The sequence below is a fragment of the Micromonospora noduli genome (assembly GCF_003264475.1).
Taxonomy (GTDB): Bacteria; Actinomycetota; Actinomycetes; order Mycobacteriales; family Micromonosporaceae; genus Micromonospora; species Micromonospora noduli.
Window position 1 is genome coordinate 312859 of the sequence record NZ_PYAC01000023.1, and the last position, 16742, is coordinate 329600.

Here is a 16742-nt window from a genome sequence, read left to right on the forward strand (position 1 = left end):
GGTTCGGGGGGCACGTCACTGTCGGTAGTTGTTCCCGCCGGCCTGAGGGAGGCCGTGATGCCGCTGGGTTCTGGCTCGGTCGGTTACGGGGTGGCGTAGCGACTTGCGGCGCTGGTTCGCCGTCGGGACGTAGGCTCCCGGCGTGACCGTGTACGACATCGCCGAGCGGCTGCCTTCCATCGACGTGTTGCGCGAGCGCTGCAAAGCCCTGGCGATGCTCGATGCGGTCGTCGGGGGCGACTACTACTCCTACGACCGCGAATGGGGCGAGGACGAGGCGGCGTCGATGCGTCGGCAGCGGCGAGGAGTACGACATCGTCTTCACCGCCGACGGCGTATTCGTCCGGGGTATCTACCACGAGTCGTCGATGTTCAACTACACCGACGGTCGGCTGTGGCCGGGCCTCCTCGACGGAATGCCTGAGCAGTTCCAGACGCAGGTACACGAGCCTGCGTTCTGCCGGCAGGACGGCACCCTTGACGCCACCTTCGTCCTCTGGCGGCGCACCAACGACGAGCGGTGGCATGCCGGCAACCACATCGACTTCTCACCTGCCGACGACGATGAGGTCGATCCAGACGGCTCATGGCTGCTCGACATCCTCTGCGACGACATCGTCTCGGAGTACATCGAGCACGCCAAGGATGTCTACGAAATCGACTTGGATCGCGCTGTGGTTGAACACGTCGTTGCGCTCCGTCCACTGACCGACGCAGCCGTCAGCGCGCTCAACCCGGAAGTTGAACTGGCCGACCTGCGCGAGAAGGCAAAGGAGTACGGCTACCCGACCACGGCGGCGTAGGCCCCCGGGTCAACCCGCACGAACCTGCCGCAACTGCGGTCCTGTCACCGTAGGTGAGGGCTGCGGCCTGCTCGGAGGCCGCGCATGACCACGCACGGCCCGGTGCTGCCGATCTGGAGTTGCCGCGGCTGCGATGCGCCCTGGCCCTGCCGCACACGGCAGCGCGAGCTACGCGCCGAGTTCGACGACGCTCCGATCTCCCTGGCTCTCTACCTAGGTGCCCAACTGGTGCGGGCCTCCGAGGACCTGACCTGGGTGCCGGCGGGTGCGCTGCACAGACGCTTCCTCGGCTGGCTGCGGTGAGCATCCTGCGGCGTGGCGACGAGAAGTTCCACTACAACGACGGCTCGCACAAGTGGATCCCACCGGACCCGGACTACGACCAGGAGGTCTGGGACGAGCAGGTCCGCCAGCACAAGCACGGCCACCTCAGGAACGAGCGCCCAAAGGTCCGCATCCAGCGCCTGATTTGAGGCCAAGCAGTACAGCAGCGAAGTACAGCAACTGTCCCAGCCCAACCGAGCCGATACGCGCGTCGGCAGACTGCCTGACCTCGCATCAAGCCCGACCCGACCGGCTTGCCGGTCAGCGGCGGGTGACGACTAGGCGAGGAGTTGTCCGCCTGTGCTGTTACCTTGCCGGCCGTGAATGATCAGCTGACGTGGATCGACCGGATCATCGACGTGACCGGGTGGCGCCATGAGCCTGAGGGCGGTGCCGGCTGGGAGCAGGTGGAGGCCGAGCTCGGCGTCACGCTGCCTAGCGACTTCAAGGAGTTGTGCCGGCGGTTCGTGCCAGGCCTGTTCATGGGTGTCGTTGACCTATTGCGACCGAACGACGATCACGATTCGACTTCGCTGCTCGGGTGGTGGAACTCCAGCCGGCGTTGGATGAGCGAGGACGACGATCCCGCCGCGCACCTGTACGCCCCGCACGGCCTGTACGGGCCCGAGAAGGGATCCGGGCTGATCGAATGGGGTCACGACTCGTCCGGGGGTCAGTACTTCTGGCTGGCGGACCGCTCGGTGGAGTCTGATCGGTGGCCCGTGATCGCTCGGCACGACCCACCCCACCCGTGGCACCGGTTCGACATGTCCGTGACGGAGTTCGTCTACCGCATGCTCGCGGACCCGGAGCTGGAGTCGTTTTCGATGGTCACTCCGACGTGGCGGCCGTTCTATCTGCCGTACTGGCAACCATTTCCCAGTACACCTGAGGAGTGGGAGGCTCTCGGCGACCCGAACCGCGAGAACTGAACCAGTACCAGTCTCTGCCCATGTGGGTCACATGCCGAGCGAGTCGCCGAGGCGCTTGAGGGCTTCGGACGTCGCCTTTGATGAGACCTGCGGTTAGATCTCCATCGTCACGGAGAAGCGGGCGTGCCTCAGCACCTGCATGGCGACTCTGGGATGGACGTCGCTGCGGCAACATTCGCTTCTGGCCGGTGAGCGAGCGGCGATCGAATTCCTCCTGGTGGCCGTCGAAGTTGGGGCACCGCAACTCGCTTGACTGGTGCGGTCCGCCCGCGATTGGGTGGCGCCGTGAGCAAACTGTGGACCGCCCCCGGGGGCGACCCCAGGACCTTCGGTCAGCCCGTCGGCGAAAAGGCGACCTACCGGGAGTACCTCGGCAACTACCGTCTGACCATAGAGATGAAGTGCGACGGGCTGGACGCCGAGCAGCTCGGCCGACGCTCGGTACCGCCCAGCACCCTGAGCTTGCTCGGCCTGGTCCGCCATTTGGCTCAGATGGAGAACCAATGGTTCCAGCGTGTGCTGCAAGGGCGGACCGGCGCACCGGGCCTTTACAAGCACGAGGACGACAGGGATTGGGACTTCGGGGGCGCGGTCCCCGACCCAGCGGTGGTGAAGGACGCCTTTGCAACCTGGAAGGCCGAGATCGCCAAGGCGGACGAATGGCTCGACGCCCTTGAGGAGGCCGACCTGGGCCGCGAGGTGCCGGTCGACGGTCGCAGCCACTCCATGCGCGACGTGCTTGTCCACGTGATCGAGGAGTATGCGCGGCACGCTGGCCACGCCGACCTCCTGCGTGAGTGCATCGACGGGCGAACCGGCCTGTGACCCACCGGGGCGGTGGGTCAGCATGCGCGCTAGCCACGCTTCAGTCATCTCCGTATTCGTCCACGTCCAGCTCGGCCCCGGTCTGGTGAAGGAACTCCAGGGCTCGGCGATCGAGGTGCCAGCCGAGTCGTTGATGCTGGTCGCCATCTTCGTCATTGAGGTAGCGCACCACCTGGAGTGTCGAGGTGAGGCCCTCCCCCTCCGACTCGTCGATCACTCTCACGAGGGCCGCGATCCGATCAGCGATAGGCTCAAGGCGGTCGAGGATGCGGTCGACCTGCTCATCGACCGTCAAGCCGCTGTCACGACACACAACCCTCCACGAGTGGACAGCCGGCACCGGAGGGCTCTCCCTCTTGCTTCCCTTGACGCTGCTCTCGTCTGGCTCCATGCCTAACTGCGCCGCCATCTCGCGTGCAGGGAGATGATCCGAACGCAACAAGAAGTACACATACTGATGTATCCGCATGGCTCGATCATGGCAGCGCACCAGCGCAACGAACCAGCTTCACCCCCGCGATGCACCTAGGAGGAATGGTGCCGAACGCGTTGGACTTTCTGGCGGGCCCGACCTGCCTCGCACTTGGCGTGGTGTTCACGCTGCAAGCAGTTCGGCGCTTGCGGGCAGAAAGACGGCAGGGCCAGCGGCCGCCTCGCAGAGAGCTTCTCAGCGGACGCGAGTTGCTATGGGAGGGTCTCGCGGTCGCCCTGCTTGGGACCGCCAACCTGCTCGGTAGGCCGTGGACTCTTATGGCCATTCCAGCCGTGGTCGTGCTCGCGGTGCTCGGGGTCCGCATCTTCTTGCGCTTGATCTGGGAACATCGGTCATAGCGCTCGAAGCGACCCTCGCCCACGGCCAGGACTCTACGTCGGCGCATGTGACGACTGCAGTCGGCGCAACCGAGCAGTGGGCGCCGGGGACTGTCAGAATCGTGTCGACGGAACCGGTGCGCGGACGCGGGGAGAAGCATGAGCGACTTCAACGACAAGATCATCGCGGAGTTTCGCGACAACGGTGGGCAGGTCGGCGGTCAGTTCGCTGGTGCCCCGCTGCTGCTGTTGCACACGGTCGGTGCCAAGAGCGGCCAGCCTCGCGTCAACCCGATGATGTACCAGAAGGTGGACGGCGGCTATGCCGTGTTCGCGTCCAAGGGCGGGGCGCCCACCAACCCCGACTGGTACTACAACCTGCTCGCTAACCCGAAGGTCCAAGCGGAGATCGGTACGGACAAGGTCGAGTTGGTCGCGAGAGTTGCCGTCGGTGACGAGCGGGAACGGATCTGGAGCCCGTTGAAGGCCGCGTATCCAGGCTTCGCCGACTACGAGCGGAAGACCAGCCGCCAGATCCCAGTCGTCGTACTGGAACCCGCGCCGTAGGCAGAGACGGTACGACCCGGTTCAGATCTGACACGTGGATCCGTCGGCGGGGCGCGCCCCGCCGACGGATCTCACCCGGAGACGGCGCCTACGGTTTGCGGGCGAGGAGCCCGACGAAGGTGTGATAGGTGTCGGTCTGCACCCCAGCCGGTGCGTCCGGCTCTGGACGCCACTCGGCCAGCGGTACCAGCCCCGGCTCCAGCACCGTCAGCCCGTCGGCGAACGAGAGGATCTCCTCGTCCGTACGCCAGCGGCCGGTGCCCAACGATTCGTTGAAGATCCGCTCGACCTCGCGGGCCTTGCGGGAGCCCTCCGGGTCTCGCTCGCCCGGGTCGCGGAAGTGCGAAATCGCCACGTAGCTGCCGGAGGGCAGTGCGTCGATCAACGCGGCCGCCACCGCCTTCGGGTCCTCGTCGTCACCGAGGTGGTGCAGGATCGCGAAGAGCAGCAAACCGATCGGCCGGTCGAAGTCGAGGAACCGGCGTACGTCCGGGTGGTTGAGGATCTCCTGCGGCTCGCGGATGTCCGCCTGGATCACCGTCGCGGTGCCCTCCGCGGCGAGCAGGGCCCGCCCGTGCGACAGCACTATTGGGTCATTGTCCACATAGACCACCTGAGCTTTCGGGTTCTGCTCGGTGGCGACCTCGTGCACGTTGCCCTGGGTGGGCAGCCCCGATCCGATGTCGAGGAACTGGTCGATGCCGGCCTCGCTGACGAGGAAGCGAATCACTCGACGCAGAAAGGCCCGGTTGGCCTGGCCAGCTGCCGGCCCGTCCGGTGTGATCCGCAGGGCGTGCTCGGCGACCTTTCGGTCGGCCTCGAAGTTGTCCTTGCCGCCCAGGAAGAAGTCATAGACCCGGGCCACGCTGGGAATGTTGGGGTCGATACCGGGGGGTGCCGCCTTGTCGCGGGTCACAGGCGTCTCCATTCGATGGGGATTGGCGCAGGTCGAGGTCTGCGGCGGTGCCGGCGTTCCGGCGAGTGTAGCGATCGGGAGGGTTGAACTTTGTCCCGCTGGTATCGCTCCCAGTGAATCGCCGCCTCACCAGCACACATGTGTTGATCGACGGCCTCGCCGGACATCCCGACCTGCATCGACCGGTACGGCAGTGCCTTGAAATGCAGTGATCAATCCGGATCCCACTGCGCCGAGATGGCTACGTCCTGGCTGGGTGCCTGCTCGGGCGACGGCTCGACGCTGTGACGGAGGGCCGACACTGGCAGCAGCGACGGCGTGGTCCGGAGGCGGAGAGCCTGCTACCCGTCTGAATGTCCTTCGAGTACGCCATGCCAATCTGCCCGCACGGCCGCGGCAATCGGCTCGGGGCCTCGGGCTGCGTCTCGACAAGGACGGGCCAGCCCTTGTGCTGACGCTGCGGCCTATGCCACGGCAACCTACTGTCATGACAACCAGCGGCGGGGAGCGGTCCCGTGGTTGCGTAGCGGCGGAATAGCCGCTGAACCACACTCCACTCGTAGGTGGTTGCATGTGGACACTGAACGTAACGTGAAGGGGTGAGGATGTCGGAACTGGTGTTGGTTGTCGAACCTGAGCGACCGATCGGCGGCGAGCGACTGGACGCCCTTACTCAGGGTCTCGGTGACGACCTGCGGATGGTGCCCCGGGTACAGGTCACGTCGGTCGCTGCTGCGGGCGTGGGGCAGGGGAGCAAGTCTGCGCAGGCATGGGAGCTCGGCATGCTGGCAGTGGGCGGTTTCTTTTCGGCCACCACTATGCGGGCCATCGCCCAGATCGCCATCGCCTACGCCGAGCGGACCGCGGCACGGTCCATCCGCATCCGCTGCGGCGACACCGAGGTGGTCGTCACCGGTAGCACCCGGACCGACGATCCCACGCTCGTCGCCGGGTTGGCGCGGCTAATCGAGGCGTCCAGTCCGCCCGGGCCGGCCCTCCCGTCGTCCTCAGGGGACTCACCGGCCACCCCGCCTGTGACTCCCCGGCCACGTTCTGGCGGCACGGGGGCGTGAGCGGTGGGACAGCGACTGGCCCTGCTCATCGCCAACGACCGCTACATCGACGAATCGCTGGCTGACCTCTACGCTCCGCGTGAGGAGGCCCGTGACCTGCAGAGCCTGCTCGCCAACAAGGACATTGGGGCGTTCGACCAGACAGTTCTGCTGGAGAACGAGTCGAAGAGCTCGGTAGAGCGCACCATGGAGACGATCCTGCGCGGTGCCGGCCCGGATGACCTGATCCTGCTCTACTTTTCCGGCCACGGGATCCGCCAGGGCCCCAAAGGTCGGTTTTACCTGGCGGTTGCAAACACCGAGGCCCGGCACCTGTCGTCGACGGCGATCTCGGCGTCGTTCGTCCACGAGCTGCTCGACGAGTCACCGGCGGCGAGCTCGATCATTTTGCTGGACTGCTGCTACAGCGGCGCGTTCGAGCGGTCCAAGTCGCCGGCGGAGCTCAACCTGGACGGGGAGCTGAAGGCCGGCGACGGTCGGTACGTCATCACCGCCACCAACTCGGTAGAACGGGCCGGTGACGGTCAGCCGGCAACTGCGGCCACGCCGCGGCAGCGGTCCGCTTTCACTGACACGGTCATTCAGGGCCTGAGCACCGGGGCGGCAGATCTGACCGGGCGAGGCTGGATTACGCCGGAGGACCTGTGGCGGTACGTGCAGAGCGAGTTGCCGAAGCGCACCACAGAGCAGTCGCCGTGCCAGTTCGGTCGGGCGAGCCGTGAGGTGCACATCGCGCTGTCCCGGGAGACGCACCACCGGCCCCGTGGGCAACGGGATCAGCGAGACCCCCGGCTGGGTGACCTGCTCGGTCCGTTGGAGACCGCGGACGACGTGAGGCTGTGCGCGGTCAAATGGCGGCAGCAGGGCCTACTCAAGGTGCCGGTCGGCCGCAGTAAGCGCATCGATCGGCCCTCCGGCGAAGTGGTATCGCTGGATCTGGCGTCCTCGGACGGGCACCTTCTCATCATTGGAGGGGCCGGGATGGGCAAGACGACCCTGATGCGCACGATCATCGGTGGTCTCGCGCTCACTCACTCCACCGACGAGGTGGTGTTTCACTACTTGGAATCGGGTGGAAACTGGTTGTGGCCGATGCGGCGGCTGCCGCACGTGCAGACGGTTTTGGGCGACGACGAGGTCGAAGAGCTGGAGAAGCTGCTGACCCGGCTCGAGGACGACGTGCTGCGGCGCAAGCGGCTGTTCCGGGACCACGAGCTGGAGTCACCGGCCAGTTTGCGCTCGCGGCGGCGCATGCTGCCGGACGGGCCGTATCCGGACGTGTTTCTGGTGGTGGACCGCTGGATGGACTTCGCCCCGCTGCTGGACGACTTCACCAGCCGGGTCGTCGAGCTGGCGAACCGGGGATTGGGTTACGGCTTCCACCTCGCTGTGCTCAACCGGAGCTGGCGGCGGATCCCCGACGAGCTGACCGAGCTACCCCATCTGCGGATTGAGACCAGGCTGCTGCGGCCTGCGGACTCCATGGTTGATCCGGACCTTGCGGCTCGGCTGCCGCTGTCTGCGCCTGGCTGGGCGATCCAGGGCCGGCGGATGTTCCAGATTGCGTTGCCGGAGTTGTCGTTGAGCGACGTCGACTCCGATCCCGAGTCTGAGTTCGGCGAGATGGTGCCCGACGGGGCGACCGCGATGATCTCGAGGATCGCGGGGGCGTACGGCTTGCCGACGCCGCATTCGAGGGCCGGTGCCGCGCATCTGGCCGGCGCGACCAGGGATGTTGCGTTGGAGGTACTCGGCTTCGCCGATCACCAGGCGCTGATGAACTTCGCGGGGACCGCGACGCCGCTGGGCGTCGATCACCTGCGGGTACCCATCGGGTTCGAGTTGAGTGGCCAGCCAGTCCTGCTCGATTTGAAGGAGGCGGCCCGGGGTGGCGTGGGCCCACACGGTCTGGTCATCGGTGCCACCGGTTCGGGCAAGAGCGAGCTGCTGCGTACGGTGATTGCCGCGCTCGCGGCGCGGCATTCGTCCGAGGAGTTGAACTTCGTCCTAGTGGACTTCAAGGGTGGGGCGACGTTCGCGTCGTTGGACGCATTGCCGCACACCAGTGCTGTGATCACGAACCTGTCGGAAGAGTTGCCGCTGGTGGACAGGATGCGTGACGCGTTGGCCGGTGAGGTGAACCGGCGGCAGGAGGTGCTGCGGGCGGCGGGGCACTTCGCGTCGCGGTACGACTACGAGCAGGCACGGGCGGCGGGTCAGCCGTTGGAGCCGATGCCGAGCCTGTTGATCATTTGTGACGAGTTCTCGGAATTGTTGGCGGCGAAGCCGGACTTCATCGACCTGTTCGTGATGATCGGCCGGTTGGGCCGGTCGCTGGGAATGCACCTGCTGCTGGCTTCGCAGCGGCTGGAGGAGGGCAAGCTGCGGGGGCTCGACACGCACCTGTCGTACCGGATCGGTCTGCGGACCTTCTCGCAGGTGGAGAGCCGGATCGTGCTTGGCGTTCCGTATGCGTACGACCTGCCCAACGCGCCGGGGCACGGTTACCTGAAGGTCGGCAGCTCGGCGATGACCCGGTTCGAGGCTGCCCACGTGTCCCGACGGCCCGTGCAAGACGACGCTGTGTCGGACGCCCGGGGGGACGCGTGGGCCGGCGGTACGATCCTGGATGTCCTGGTGGACCGGCTCAAGGGTCGGGGCCGCCCGGCGCATCAGGTGTGGTTGCCGCCGTTGGCCGACCCGCCGGGCCTGGGTGAGCTGTTCGGTCCGCTGGCGGTGGATCCGACCTATGGGTTGTGCACTGCCTCCTGGCCCGGGCGTGGGCGACTGACAGTGCCGGTCGGTGTGGTGGACCGGCCCTACGAGCAGCGTCGGGACCCGATGATGGTCGAGCTGGCCGGCGCGGGTGGCAACGTGGTCATCGTCGGTCGGTCGATGAGTGGCAAGAGCACGATGTTGCGTACGCTGCTGGCCTCGCTGGCGCTGACGCACACGCCGCGGGAGGTGCAGTTCTTCTGTCTGGACTTCGGTGGGGGCGCGCTGCGCAGCATGGAGCGGTTGCCGCACGTGGCGGGGGTGGCGGGTCGGCGTGACGTTGAGGCGGTTCGCCGGACGGTGGCCGAGGTGGTCGCCATCCTGGACGAGCGGGAGGCTCGTTTCGCCCAGCATGGCATCGACTCGGTGGCGAGTTACCGCCGTCGCCGTGCCGCCGGCGAGTTCGCCGATGATCCGTTCGGCGACGTGTTCCTGGTGGTGGACGGGTGGAACACCCTGCGCCAGGAGTACGAGGAGCTGGAGCAGACCATCACCACGTTGGCCAACCGGGGCCTCGGCTTCGGTGTGCACGTGGTGCTCACCGCCGTCCGGTGGGCGGAGATCCGGATCAACATGCGGGATCTGCTCGGCACCAAGTTGGAGCTGCGTCTCGGTGACGCGTCGGAGTCAGAGATCGACCGCCGCGCGGCGAACAACGTGCCGGAGAAGTCGCCCGGTCGTGGCCTGACCCGGGACAAGCTGCACTTCCTCACCGCCATCTCGCGGATCGACGGCCGTCGCGACATCGACGATCTGGGCGAGGCCTCGTTGTCCCTGGCCGGGCACGTGGCGGCGAACTGGCCGGGTCGCCCGGCGCCGAAGGTGCGGTTGCTGCCGCGCCGGCTGACCGTCAGCGAACTAGCCCAGGTCGTCGACCAGTCGGCGTCGGAGGCGGATCGGTCGGCGGCGCCGGGTCTTCCGATCGGTGTCAACGAGTCGGCACTCGCGCCGGTCTACCTGGATCTGGCCAACGAGCCGCACCTGACGGTCTTCGGCGACGCGGAGTGCGGCAAGACCAACCTGCTGCGCCTGATCGCCCGGGGGATCACCGAGCGGTACACGCCGGCGCAGGCCCGGCTGGTGATCGCTGACTACCGGCGTGGCCTGCTGGGGGCGGTGGAGGGTGACCACCTGCTCGACTACGCCCCGTCGAACCAGGCGTTCGCTCAGGGGCTCGCGTCGATCCGCAGCGCGCTGTCCAACCGTCTGCCCGGCCCGGACGTGACCACCGCCCAGCTGCGTGATCGGAGCTGGTGGAAGGGTCCGGACCTGTACATCCTGGTGGACGACTACGACCTGGTGGCCTCGGGCGGCAGCAACCCGCTGAGCGCCCTGCACGAGCTGTTGCCGCAGGCCCGCGACATCGGTCTGCACCTGATCGTCACGCGCCGCGTCGGTGGCGTGTCCAGGGCGCTCTACGAGCCGGTGCTGCAACGGCTTCGCGAGTTGGACTCGCCAGGCCTGCTGATGTCCGGAAACCGGGAGGAGGGCGCGGTCTTCGGCACGCTGCGGCCGAGCCCGCAACCGCCCGGTCGGGGCACCCTGGTTCGCCGTCGTGATGGCCAGCAGCTGATTCAGACCGCCTTGGTCGACCTTGGGTGATTCGCCCCTACCCAGCCGACCACGGAGCCGGCGGCGACAGGACGGCCATTTCCTCGGTCACTCTCCGCTGCGCCGCCGCTGCTTCTGCCAACGCCCCGGCGATCTGGGCCGTCAGCCGTTGCGCGACGGCACGCACTGCCAACGGCATAGGACCCGAGCCGGACGGCCGTTCGACTTCGCCCTCTGGCGTCACTACGAGCCGCACAAGCCGCGCCTCGTCGGTCACTCGCAGAACCAGCTCACGCGCCTGGGCCAGCTCGTGGCTGCGGTTGGCCAGCAGTGCGGCGATTGCCGCGCACGCATCCTGCGCCTCGTTGAGTCGATGGGTCAAACGACGCAACAGCTCATCGACTTGATCCCGGTTGCGTCCGGCGCGCCAGTGCCCGTCGAGAAGCCGGTGCAGCCGGCCCAGCTCGGCAGCGCTGTCCCGCGCCGTGCGAGCTAGCTGCACCCACCACTCGCTGGGGTCCGGACCGGACCCGGACGGATCGGCCACTAGCCGCTTGTACGACACAGGTTCTTCCGTCATACGTCACCCTGTTGGACGAATCGTGCTACCAACTCCTCGTCAGCTGCCGCTGCCGAGCGGGCGAGCTCCCGGAGGAGCCCTTCGACCTCATGAAGCTCAGTGCCGATTCGAGGCAACTCATCGATCCAGGACATCAGCGCCTCCTCGCCGGGAGGAGCTTCGACCGAGAGTAACCGCTGAGCCAGGTCACCGATGCCGCGCGCGACTTGAAGGAGACCATCCGGGTCCAAGTCCAGCGAGCTGTCGTCCACGAACTGAATCACCTCCGGGCAACGCCGGCCGCGCCTCCGGCCACCGTAGCGCATCCTTGCAGTCGTAGCGTGACGCCAGCTACCACCGGGTCCTGACTGCGAGCCGGTCGCGATGTCTGTCCACAACTTCGACGGTGACCAGCTTCCACCATGACTCATTGCTCAACATGGTCGACAACATCCGAAACACCGCTCTCCAAGGACAATGCACTTGCTCGGGTCCTTGTCGTGAGCAGACTCCAGCCCGAGGCCGTCAGGAGCAGTTCTTGCCCTTGTTGATGCAGGTGGCGATGCGTTGCATCGTCTGGGCGGAGTTGACGTTGACGAAGTCGTTGTGGTCGGAGAAGGGGTTGTGGTTCTCCTCGGGGAAGGAGTCGAGGGCATACTGGCCTTTGACCTGCACGTCGCGGGCGATGTCGTAAGCCACGGTGATCCGCAGTTGCGGGATCGCCCGGAAGCCCTGTGGGCAGGCGCCGGTGGCCCTGTCGGCGAAAGCGACGTGGTTGCGGTGGTTGTCGCTGTCGATGTTCCTGCCGTCCCAGCAGCCGGGGAAGTCGTGGACGCGCTGCACCTGGCTGCCGGCGGGGCAGATCGGGTACTTGTCGGAGAGCCGGTCGGTGAAGCCCGAGCAGGTCCAGGTGGCGCGGGCGTTGGCCGGACCACGGCTGGTGGGCTTGGCGTCGCCGGTGAGGGCCCGGAGGAACTTCGGCATCGGCACCACATTGCTGACGGGGTTGCCGCGGTACTCGATCAGCACCTGCGCCGGGCGGACGATGCCGCCGGTGTTGCCGGGCAGCTCAAGATTGGGCCCCTGCGGGTCGGGTAGCGCGGCGGCGGTGGTGGGCGCGCTGCCCGGTGTCGCCGGGGTGGTCGGGGCCTGGTCCAGCGTGCAGGCGGCGAGCGCTTCGAGACCCTGCGGACGGGAGGCCTGCCGCCCGATCGCGGTGGCGATCCGGTCGAGCGCGGCGACCCGCTTGGCGCGCAGCGGTCCGAGGATGGCGTTGTCGACGAAGGCCGGGCCGCCCTGGCCACGGCTGGTGACCAGGCGTTCGTTGGCCTCGGAGACCTGCCGGTCGAGGTCGTCGAGGTTGCGGTTCACCTCGGCGAGCGCCCGATCGGGTACGCCGGGCAACCGGTCCCGCACGGCGGGGCACTGGATGCGCGGATTCGCGGCCTGGGCCGCCTTGACGCTCGCCCGGTGGGCGCTGCCAGGCATCCGGGCGTGCATGTCGTCGTAGCTGACGTCACAGTCCACAAGCGAGACCAGGCCGGGCTGGTTACCGCCGGCCTTAGTGATCGTGGTGCTGATCTGCTTGATCATCGCGGCACGTCGGGCTCGCAGCGAGTCGATGACCTCCCGGTTGAAGGCGGCGTCGATGCGGCCCCGGCTGGCGGTCATCCGCTGGTTCGCTGCGGCCTGCTGGCGGTCCAGCTCCGCCAACAGGCGGTCGACGGTGGCGCGGGCCCCGGTGGGGACGGCCCGCAGCCGTTTGTCGACCGACGGGCAGACGACCATCGGCTGGGTTTGGGCGAGGGCCTGCTGGACCTGCTTGCCGCTGCGGACAGTTTTGTCGATCCGCACCACCGGCCAGAAGTAGGACGACCTGTCACCGTTGCGGCAGGTGGTGCCGGAGGCGTCCAGATCGGCGTCGGAGGAGTTCGCGGTGATGGCCAGGTTGCCGACGAAGTCGTGGACGTGTTCGGCGCCGTTGCGGATACCGGGCTGGGCCACCGGATTGTCCGGGCTGAACTTGCCGTTGCCGTTCGTGCCGCAGTCGACGGTGAACCGGCCGGTCGACGCACCGGCGGCCGGCCTCGGGTTCCGCACGTTCGGCGGCACATTCTCGATCGACACGAACTGGTCCAGGCTCGTGGCGGCATCCGCGGTGCCCTTACCGCCACCGGAGACGAAGGTGGCGGTGAGCGCGCCGGTGGCCGCCAGCACCAGTGCGGCCATGGCGAGCCGGGCCGGCCGGGTCTGGACCAGTGCGGTCCCGTTCTTTCTGCGGGTCATCGGAATCTCCTCAAGGCCGGAAACGGCTCCGGTGATGTGCTGTCTCCCCTCGGTACGGGCCGGCGCATGGTCAACGGTCAACGGTCAACGGGCACGTCATGGTTCGGTAAGAAGTCAGGCATGAGCCGCGCCGCTCACTGGCCGAGGCGTGAGACACGTTGGCGATCATCGATCTCCTGCTGCATCGTCGACGTATGACAGGCGTTCGCTCGTCCTCGCTGTTCCGCCGTCTGCGGCCGGGTCTGCTGGCCGCCGTCGTGGTGTCGACGGCGGTGCTCGGCACCGCTCTGAGCGCCGCACCGGCGGCCGACGCCGGCACCGCTGCGCCCGCCGCGTACCCGGGGGTCGCCCCGGCGCCCGCTGGGGCCGCGGTGTCCGTCGCAGCGGCGGCCGGGACCGCCCCGCCAACGCCGACCACGCCGTCCAGTACGCCGAGCACCTCGCCCGTCCCGCCGAGCGCGCCCACGAACCTGACCGCCAGCGAGGTCCGGACCGGGTCGATCACCCTCACCTGGACGGCCGCCACGTCCGACTGCTGCGCCATCACCGGCTACGACATCACGTACTACCAGGAGTTTGGCGATGTCATCCTCAGCGCCAGCGCCGGCGCGGTCACCACCACCACGATCACCGCCCACGTTGGGCCCGGCATGCAGTTCTCGTTCCGATTGATCGCCCGGGACAGCCTCGGGCAACGCTCGAACTGGTCGAACGCGCTGACAGTGGTCACACCGGTGACGGACACCGGCCCGGACACCACCCCGCCGAGCGCGCCGCAGAATCTGACCGTCGGCGAGGTGACCGCCTCGACCGGCACGTTGTCATGGTCGCCGTCGACGGACGACGTCGGCGTGCTCGGGTACAACGTCTACCAGTTCGACGGCTGGTTCACCTCCGTCCTGGTCGCCACCGTGCCGGGTACGACGTACACGGCGGACCTACCTGCGTCGACGCCGCTGCGGAACCAGTACTACGTGCGTGCCCGGGATGCGGTGGGCAACGTGTCGATCGCGTCAAACACTGTCACTCTGCCGACGAGGACCTCCACGCCGCCGCCCCCGCCGCCCTCGACCTGCCGGGTGACCTACCGGAACCAGTCCGAGTGGCAGGGCGGTTTCGTGGCCACTGCGACGGTCCACAACGCCGGGGCGGCACCGATCGACGGCTGGGCCGTCACCTTCAGCTTCCCGGGAGACCAGCAGGTCACCTCGGGGTGGAACGCCACGATCGGCCAGACCGGGACCGCAGTGACCGCTCGTAACGTCGACTGGAACCGCGTCCTCGCGCCGAACGGCTCCGCGACCTTCGGTGTCCAGGGGCGGTGGGGCGTCAGCGACGCACCGCCGACCGGCTTCTCGCTGAACGGTGCCCCCTGCACGGCGGGCTGAAGGAGCCTCGTGAACACACATTCGTCCACACCCCACCAACGCCGCGCCAGGGCCCTGATTGGGGCTGCCGCGGCTGGCCTCCTCGCCGTCGCCACCACGCTCGCCGGCGCGCCCGAGCCCGTCTCCGCCGCGAACACGCTCACCGTGCGGGGAGCCGACGTCTCCTCGTTGCAGCGCAGCCTGGATCTCGGTGCCAGGTACTACGACGCCGGCGGGGTCGCCCGCGACCCGCTGGACATCTTGAAGTCCGTCGGCGTCAACTACGTCCGACTACGCGTCTGGAACAACCCGATCAGCGGCTACAACAACAAGAGCGCGGTGTTGGGTCAGGCGAGGGCGGCCAGGGCGAAGGGCCTCAAGGTGCTCATCGACTTCCACTACTCCGACACCTGGGCCGACCCTGGCAAGCAGTACAAGCCGGCCGTCTGGACCGGCCACAGCCTGAGCCAACTGCGTACCGACGTCTACGCCTTCACCTACGACGTCTGCTCCAGCCTTCGTGGGCAGGGCACCCCACCGGACAGTGTGCAGATCGGCAACGAGATTAACGTCGGGATGTTGTGGAACGAGGGCAAGGTCGTCAACAACGACTTCGCCCCGCTGGCCGGTCTGCTGAAGCAGGGCTACAACGCGACCAAGGCGTGCGGCAGCAGCATCCCGGTGATGATCCATACCGCCAACGCCGACAGCAACGCCAACGCCCGATGGTTCTACGACGGCATCCGCGCCCAGGGTGTGCAGTGGGACATCACCGCCCAGTCGTACTACTGCATGTGGCACGGCAGCCTGGCGAACCTCTACAACAACATCGTCGACCTGCGCGGGCGCTACGGCAAACCGGTGGTGATCGTGGAGACCGCGTACCCCTTCACCCGGAACAACGCCGACAGCGAGCCGAACGCCATCGGCGACGCGACCTGTGACGGCATCAGCGCGACCTGGGCCGGGCAGGCCCAGGAGTTCGACTGGGTGCAGAACACCGCCCGTAACGCGGGCGCCATCGGCGTCTTCTACTGGGAACCGACCTGGTACGCCGTCCGCGGCAACGGCTGGGACCCGGCCGACATCAACGGCACCGGAAATCAGTGGGACAACATGGCCGTCTTCGACTGGTCCGGGCGGGTGAACCCGGGCGTGCGGTGGGCGCCCTGACGCCTTCTGCGTGCTGCAGCAGCTGACCGGGACAACGCTCAGCAGGCGGCTGGCGTCCAGACGAGGGGGTGTCCGCCCGTGCTGTTACTTTGCCGGCCGTGAATGATCAGCAGAGGTGGATCGATCGAATCATCGAGGTGACCGGATGGTGCCACGATCCTGAGGGTGATGCCGGCTGGGAGCAGGTGGAGGGCGAGCTGGGGGTCGTGCTGCCGTCGGACTTCAAAGAGCTGTGCCGGCGGTTCGTACCGGGGGCGTTCTACGCGTACCTGGACCTTCTCCGGGCGACCGACGACCACGCGCAGCCGTTGCTTCGGACCTGGGCATCTTGTCGCCAGTGGGCAGCCGGGCAAGAGTCCGCGCAGCTGTGGGCCCCCTACGACCTGTACGAGCCCGACAGGGGGCCGGGGCTGATCCAGTGGGGCAGCGATCAGACCGAAGGGGAGTACTACTGGCTGGCGGACCGCGCAGTGGAGCCCGATCGGTGGCCTGTGGTCGCGCGGTGGGACAGCATCGAACCGTGGCACCAACTCGACATGTCGACGGCCGAGTTCGTCTACCGGGTGATCGCAGATCCCGCGTTCAAACCCTTCACGGTGGCCGACCCACCGCGGCGCCCCTTCTATCTGCCGCACTGGGGGCCGTTTCCGACGAGCGCCGAGGACTGGAACGCTCTCACCGACCCGAATCGCGGAAGCTGAACCACGTTCTGGGAGGGCTGTTGGTCAAGGACACTCGGCTGGACGTCGAGGTCGGCGAGAAGCGTTTCAGGGGTCCAACG

Annotated in this window: 17 protein-coding genes and 2 pseudogenes; 12 read left to right on the forward strand and 7 right to left on the reverse strand. The window is 67.6% G+C overall.

What is annotated here, in order from left to right; translation table 11 throughout:
• The first annotated feature begins 142 nt into the window (after window positions 1-142).
• The 5 genes from MED15_RS34330 (at window position 143) to MED15_RS23595 (ending at window position 2059) form a co-directional block, all read left to right on the forward strand.
• Window positions 143-424, forward strand: a complete 282-nt coding sequence (locus MED15_RS34330; protein WP_244220552.1) for a hypothetical protein — start codon at window positions 143-145, stop codon at window positions 422-424.
• Entirely contained in the window at window positions 369-803 is a 435-nt protein-coding gene (locus MED15_RS23585; protein WP_244220553.1) for a hypothetical protein, read from the forward strand. The genes MED15_RS34330 and MED15_RS23585 overlap by 56 nt, the downstream gene beginning before the upstream one ends.
• An 84-nt stretch (window positions 804-887) precedes the next feature.
• Complete coding sequence (locus tag MED15_RS23590) at window positions 888-1106, forward strand: hypothetical protein (RefSeq protein WP_112585142.1); 219 nt, start codon at window positions 888-890, stop codon at window positions 1104-1106.
• Entirely contained in the window at window positions 1103-1276 is a 174-nt protein-coding gene (locus tag MED15_RS33600; protein ID WP_167457711.1) for a hypothetical protein, read from the forward strand. The genes MED15_RS23590 and MED15_RS33600 overlap by 4 nt, the downstream gene beginning before the upstream one ends.
• 171 nt (window positions 1277-1447) lie before the next feature.
• A complete protein-coding gene (locus MED15_RS23595; RefSeq protein WP_112736957.1) occupies window positions 1448-2059 on the forward strand; it encodes a hypothetical protein in 612 nt (203 codons plus the stop codon).
• Between the two features lie 27 nt (window positions 2060-2086).
• Here the strand turns inward: MED15_RS23595 and MED15_RS34710 are convergent.
• Window positions 2087-2221, reverse strand: a pseudogene (locus MED15_RS34710) (site-specific integrase); the annotation flags it as partial.
• Between the two features lie 123 nt (window positions 2222-2344).
• Between MED15_RS34710 and MED15_RS23605 the strand changes: the two are divergent.
• Window positions 2345-2884 (forward strand): DinB family protein, encoded by a 540-nt coding sequence (locus MED15_RS23605; RefSeq protein ID WP_112585146.1) that lies wholly within the window; start codon window positions 2345-2347, stop codon window positions 2882-2884.
• Window positions 2885-2924: 40 nt separating this feature from the next.
• On the opposite strand, the gene MED15_RS23610 is transcribed toward MED15_RS23605, so the two are convergent.
• On the reverse strand, window positions 2925-3353 hold the full coding sequence (locus MED15_RS23610) for a DUF4279 domain-containing protein (RefSeq protein WP_112733748.1): 429 nt from the start codon (window positions 3351-3353) through the stop codon (window positions 2925-2927).
• 500 nt (window positions 3354-3853) lie between these two features.
• Here MED15_RS23610 and MED15_RS23620 point away from each other — a divergent pair, with 500 nt between their 5' ends.
• Window positions 3854-4261: a nitroreductase family deazaflavin-dependent oxidoreductase gene (locus tag MED15_RS23620; RefSeq protein WP_112601596.1), complete on the forward strand. Its 408-nt coding sequence runs from the start codon at window positions 3854-3856 to the stop codon at window positions 4259-4261.
• A gap of 88 nt (window positions 4262-4349) precedes the next feature.
• Here the strand turns inward: MED15_RS23620 and MED15_RS23625 are convergent, their stop codons facing one another.
• Complete coding sequence (locus MED15_RS23625; RefSeq protein ID WP_112585154.1) at window positions 4350-5177, reverse strand: SAM-dependent methyltransferase; 828 nt, start codon at window positions 5175-5177, stop codon at window positions 4350-4352.
• Window positions 5178-5319: 142 nt separating this feature from the next.
• Window positions 5320-5416 (reverse strand): annotated as a pseudogene (locus MED15_RS34715) (DUF4291 family protein); the annotation flags it as partial.
• 366 nt (window positions 5417-5782) lie between these two features.
• On the opposite strand from MED15_RS34715, the gene MED15_RS23635 reads away from it, so the two are divergent.
• Entirely contained in the window at window positions 5783-6250 is a 468-nt protein-coding gene (locus MED15_RS23635) for a hypothetical protein (RefSeq protein WP_146754741.1), read from the forward strand.
• Window positions 6251-6253: 3 nt separating this feature from the next.
• Window positions 6254-10627, forward strand: coding sequence for a type VII secretion protein EccCb (eccCb, locus tag MED15_RS23640; protein ID WP_112736959.1), 4374 nt, complete (start codon window positions 6254-6256; stop codon window positions 10625-10627).
• A 7-nt stretch (window positions 10628-10634) separates the two neighbouring features.
• Here the strand turns inward: eccCb and MED15_RS23645 are convergent, their stop codons facing one another.
• The 3 genes from MED15_RS23645 to MED15_RS23655 all read right to left on the reverse strand — a co-directional run bounded on the left by MED15_RS23645 (window position 10635) and on the right by MED15_RS23655 (window position 13421).
• Window positions 10635-11156, reverse strand: a complete 522-nt coding sequence (locus MED15_RS23645; protein WP_146758834.1) for a hypothetical protein — start codon at window positions 11154-11156, stop codon at window positions 10635-10637.
• Complete coding sequence (locus MED15_RS23650; RefSeq protein WP_146766742.1) at window positions 11153-11407, reverse strand: hypothetical protein; 255 nt, start codon at window positions 11405-11407, stop codon at window positions 11153-11155. Before MED15_RS23650 ends, MED15_RS23645 begins: the two co-directional genes overlap by 4 nt.
• 253 nt (window positions 11408-11660) lie before the next feature.
• Window positions 11661-13421, reverse strand: coding sequence for a DUF1996 domain-containing protein (locus MED15_RS23655; protein ID WP_112585164.1), 1761 nt, complete (start codon window positions 13419-13421; stop codon window positions 11661-11663).
• Between the two features lie 194 nt (window positions 13422-13615).
• On the opposite strand from MED15_RS23655, the gene MED15_RS23660 reads away from it, so the two are divergent.
• The 3 genes from MED15_RS23660 to MED15_RS23670 all read left to right on the forward strand — a co-directional run bounded on the left by MED15_RS23660 (window position 13616) and on the right by MED15_RS23670 (window position 16662).
• Complete coding sequence (locus tag MED15_RS23660; RefSeq protein ID WP_112736965.1) at window positions 13616-14809, forward strand: cellulose binding domain-containing protein; 1194 nt, start codon at window positions 13616-13618, stop codon at window positions 14807-14809.
• A gap of 9 nt (window positions 14810-14818) precedes the next feature.
• Complete coding sequence (locus tag MED15_RS23665) at window positions 14819-15961, forward strand: glycoside hydrolase family 53 protein (protein ID WP_112736967.1); 1143 nt, start codon at window positions 14819-14821, stop codon at window positions 15959-15961.
• A 98-nt stretch (window positions 15962-16059) separates the two neighbouring features.
• Entirely contained in the window at window positions 16060-16662 is a 603-nt protein-coding gene (locus MED15_RS23670; RefSeq protein ID WP_112736969.1) for a hypothetical protein, read from the forward strand.
• The last annotated feature ends 80 nt before the right edge of the window (window positions 16663-16742 follow it).